3 protein-coding genes are annotated in these 4,568 nt (G+C 50.2%); all 3 read left to right on the top strand.

Annotated features, from left to right (window positions below):
- Positions 1 to 3,288 (top strand): S-layer family protein (locus BOO20_RS08920; protein ID WP_076792171.1); only part of this gene is annotated, 3,288 nt, incomplete at its 5' end.
- Between the two features lie 37 nt (positions 3,289 to 3,325).
- Positions 3,326 to 3,841, top strand: coding sequence for a bifunctional adenosylcobinamide kinase/adenosylcobinamide-phosphate guanylyltransferase (gene cobU, locus BOO20_RS08925; RefSeq protein WP_076792172.1), 516 nt, complete (start codon positions 3,326 to 3,328; stop codon positions 3,839 to 3,841).
- Between the two features lie 653 nt (positions 3,842 to 4,494).
- On the top strand, positions 4,495 to 4,568 hold a 74-nt coding region (locus tag BOO20_RS13385; RefSeq protein WP_144277144.1), incomplete at its 3' end, for an ESPR-type extended signal peptide-containing protein.

Genomic DNA, 4,568 nt, shown 5'->3' on the forward strand with positions numbered 1-4,568 from the left:
GGGCTGACCACTGTGAGTGCAGGCAAGCTGATACTTGACAATGCTGCAGATACATTGAATGGAGATGTGACGGTAAATGGAAGTGGTGCAGTATTGGATCTTGGAAGCAACAGTGATACAGTTGGAGTGGTAACACTGACGGAAGGAAGCATAACAGGATCGGGTACTCTGACCGGAAGCAGTTATGCGGTTTCAAGCGGTACGATCAGTGCAAAGCTTGGCGGTGCGGGCATAGCGCTGACCAAATCGGGAGCCGGAACAGTAACACTCTCCGGAGTGAATACCTACACCGGAGCAACAACAATCAGTAACGGGACCTTAACGCTTGATGCAACAGGATCGATAGCTGCAAGTTCGGGAGTAGCAAATGCCGGATCGTTTACGATCGGAGGAAACAAGGTTATTGATTCACTGACAGGCGCAGGCTCGACCGCACTCGGCTCCTATATACTGACCATAGGAGACTCAGACAACACTTCCGGAACATACAGCGGCGTGCTGTCAGGAACAGGGGGAGGTATTACTAAGGCGGGCTCTGGCACACTGACCCTATCAGGGGCAAATGATTTTACGGGAGCAGTTACGATTAGTGCTGGAGTGCTGAGAGCGGTAAACAGCTCTGCACTTGGTTCCACAACTGGCGGAGTAACGGTTGAGAGCGGAGCTGCACTTGAACTATCGGGTAGTATCACGATAGGAGCAGAAACTTTGCGCTTGTCGGGTGCAGGTATCAGTTCAGGCGGTGTACTTCGCAATGCAGGTGGTACTAACAGCTATACAGGAGCGGTTACTCTTGCTGAAGATGCCCGTATCACTGCAGACAGTGGTACAGCACTTACTCTGAGTGGCACTATCAATGGCGGATTTGCACTCGGTATCAGCGGATCCGGAAGTGTCACCCTTGGCGGTACGATTGGAAACTCCACGCCATTGGCATCGTTCACCGGTGACGCAGCTACATCGCTCTTTATAAACGGAGGTTCGGTAAAAACCACAGGAGTTCACTCCTACAGCGGATCTACGACTTTCGGTGCAGGAGCAGGCACAACCCTGACCACCACGAACAGCAGCATCAGTGGCAGCGGAGTGGTTACAGCCACAGCCGGAGCCGTGACGTTTGTCGCCGGGAGTGGAAATGTAACCTTCAATAATACGTCGAATAACTTTTCATCGGTCGCTGTGACAAGTGCCGGAGCTGTTTCGCTCATTGATACCAATGCACTTACTGTTTCCGGCATTGCTGCATCAGGAACGGTTGATGTTGCGACCCTGAGCGGAGACCTGACGGTTTCGGGCAATCTCTCCACGACAGATGGCTCGGCAACAGCAATCAGGGTGAACGCCGGGAAATCGGCGGCGGCAGGGACCTCAACGGGAGGCAACATCATTGTTTCCGGCACTCCGGTGATAACATTAGGAACGGGCGGCATTGCATCCTTCTATACCGGAAGCATCTCCGGAAGTACCGGTTTGAGTGCATTCATCGGAACGGGAACAGGGCGTTTCCGCTACAACAGCGATGAATCGGCATCGAATTATACGACTGTTCTCGCTGCGGGCAAGAACGCCATCTACCGCGAACAGCCGACAGTCAACGTTACGGCTGCAAATGAAACGATTACCTACGGTACGGCACCAACTCTCGACTACACCATCACTGGAGAACAAAACAGTGATACCAAAGCACAGGCGTTATCAGGCGGACTAAGTGTATCCGGTTCCACCTCTTCATCCGGTAAATATACAGCAGGCAACCATACAATTGGTTCATCCGGATTGACAAGTCTGCTTGGATACGGGATTACCTATGTCTCAAATACGCTTACGGTCAATCAGAAGTCGCTCCAGGTAACGGCGATCGGCGACGGAAGTTCGACCTACGGAAATTCGCTTGTGTATGGTGCTGTGACGGATAACAGGATCACCGGTGATGTGGTTGATGTGACGCGCACATTGGTAAATGCATCGTTGAGTACAAGCGGTAATACAAAAGTCGGCAGTTACAAGCAGAAAGCAAGCGGTATAACAGGGACAGATTCTGCGAACTACAGTTGGGGTGGTGACTTCACGACAGCCACGGAAAACTATGCGATAAGCCGCGCGAATCTGACGGTGAGCGGCCTGTCGGCATCGAACAAGGTCTATGATGCAACGACCACGGCAACACTGACGGGCACAGCGAGGGTGACACCGCTTGGCAGCGATGTGGTGACGGTGGGCGGTACTCCGGCAGGAACCTTTGCAGACAAGAACGTCGGAGCCGGAAAGGTAGTGACGGTGACAGGCAGCACCATAAGCGGAACGGATGCAGCAAACTACACCCTCCTGCAGCAGAGCGCTTTGAGTGCCGAAATCAGCCGCGCAAATCTGACGGTGAGCGGCCTGTCGGCATCGAACAAGGTTTATGATGCAACGACCACGGCAACACTGACGGGCACAGCGAAGGTAACTCCGCTTGGCAGCGATGTGGTGACGCTTGGCGGCACGCCCGCAGGTACCTTTGCAGACAGGAATGTTGGCACAGGAAAGAGTGTGACGGTGACAGGCAGCACCATAAGCGGAGCGGATGCAGCAAACTACAACCTGCAGCAGCAGAGTGGTCTGACGGCTGATATCAGTGAAGCACCCGTAACGGAAACAGAAAGTAAAACCACACCAGAGACAGTTCTGCCGATTATTACGGCAACGCCCGCTTCGCCCGCAGGCACAACCGTGTCAAGCCTGATGCCCGCAAATCCAATAACTACGACGGCTCCGGCTTCAAGTGCATCAATAACGGTTGCGCCCTTAACCGTTACCAATACACAGGCAGTCGCTCCGGTCGGCAGCTCAATCGAGTTTGCCCCGGTTATGAACCTCGATAACCTCTCTGATATGAAGAGTGGTGATGTCAGCAGCACCGTAGCGATGACAACAGGAGGGGGCATGACTTCGGATATCAGCCAGGCAAGTCTTTCTGTTACCGGATCATCTCCCGGAAGTGAGACGCAGAAACCGTTTAACGGAGTGATCAATGTTTTTCTTGGCGGAAAGCTGGTTCGTCAAACAGCAAATGCGGTCATTCCTCTTCCGGATGAGGTTAAAACCGGACTTACACAGGGTGTTGGCGGTGAGCGGGTTACCTTGCTCAACGGTTCCCCGCTGCCTTCATGGTTACGCTATGATTCCGGAACCCGCACCTTTAAGATCATGAATGCTCCGAATGAATCTTTCCATATCAAGGTTCGGGTACAGGATCAAAATCGCAGCTGGGTTGTGGATATTACCAGTAATAAATCTACAGGGTGAACTATTGTTCGCCTGTGGTTAACTATATAGTTTAGAGATGAAAAAGGTGATTTATGTGACTGGCGGCGCGAGGAGTGGCAAAAGTTCGTTTGCTCTTAAACTGGCAGCTGCTTACCGGAATCGGGTATTTGTTGCTACGGCTGAGCCGTTTGATGAAGAGATGCAGCTTAGAATTGGCAAGCATAAGGCGGAGCGGCACAACAGATTTGTGACGATAGAGGAGCCGCTTTTTCCTCAGCGTGCTTTCGGGAATCTGTCAGCAGGTACCGATCTGGTTCTGCTTGATTGTCTGACGGTGTGGACGGCCAATCTTATGCATCATCTTGTCGATCAACATGCGATTGATGAGCAGATCGCGCTTTTTTTTGATGTACTCAGCAAGCCACCCTGCGATATCATTCTTGTTTCCAATGAGGTCGGTATGGGTATTGTACCCGATAATGCCATGTCCCGACAGTTTCGGGATATAGCCGGGATCATAAACCAGAAGGCCGCCAACATTGCCTCCGAGGCCTGGCTGCTCTGCAGCGGTCTCTCTCTTCGGTTGAAGTAGCCACTTCACTTTCAAGCTGCATAGTTTAATAATTGACAGCTTTTTATCCGTTTCACGTGACTGATTAACCGGAAAGGTGCTGTTTAAGCATATCCGGATCTTGTTGATCAGTATATGAGACAATAGTGAGACGAAAATGAGACCTCTCGTTCCCTCTCTTTACTCATTACTCTCAGTCGGTAACCTGTCGGAGAAATATCCTGTTTACGATGTGTGATAAAAACATGTAAACGCATGATATTTATAAATATAAGGTTATTATTCCTGTCGTTATCTCCCCGCTGTACAACTGTTTTCACTACAAAAAAACCTGCTGAATAATATTTCCCCTCACCTTTTTCCTGATTCTTCAGGTGCTGTAAACCGTATCACTATCGGCTCATCTTCATATTTATTGTCTCGTTTTGGGTCGGTTATGGTGTTTCATTGAGTATGAAGAGATCCGGTTATACGGGGCTCTTTGTGTAACTATTTTAAAAATAGTGAGATATGAATTACTGTTCTCGTTGAATGATTACGTGTGGCGTGATATTTGCTGGTTTTTATAATGATCTCGATTGCCATGGTCGCACTTTATACGATAAAGTGTTGTTACAATTAATGGATCACGGGTAGAGTGTTGTTTTATTCATGCAAGCCGATAACGACCGCACGTGAACAGGATTTTCAACATCATCTGGTCGAAATCGAAGGAGCGGTGGATAGTCGTTTCCGAGAAGGTCAAGAC

It is taken from the genome of Chlorobium sp. KB01, assembly GCF_001975465.1.
In the GTDB taxonomy this organism is placed as follows: Bacteria; Bacteroidota; Chlorobiia; order Chlorobiales; family Chlorobiaceae; genus Chlorobium.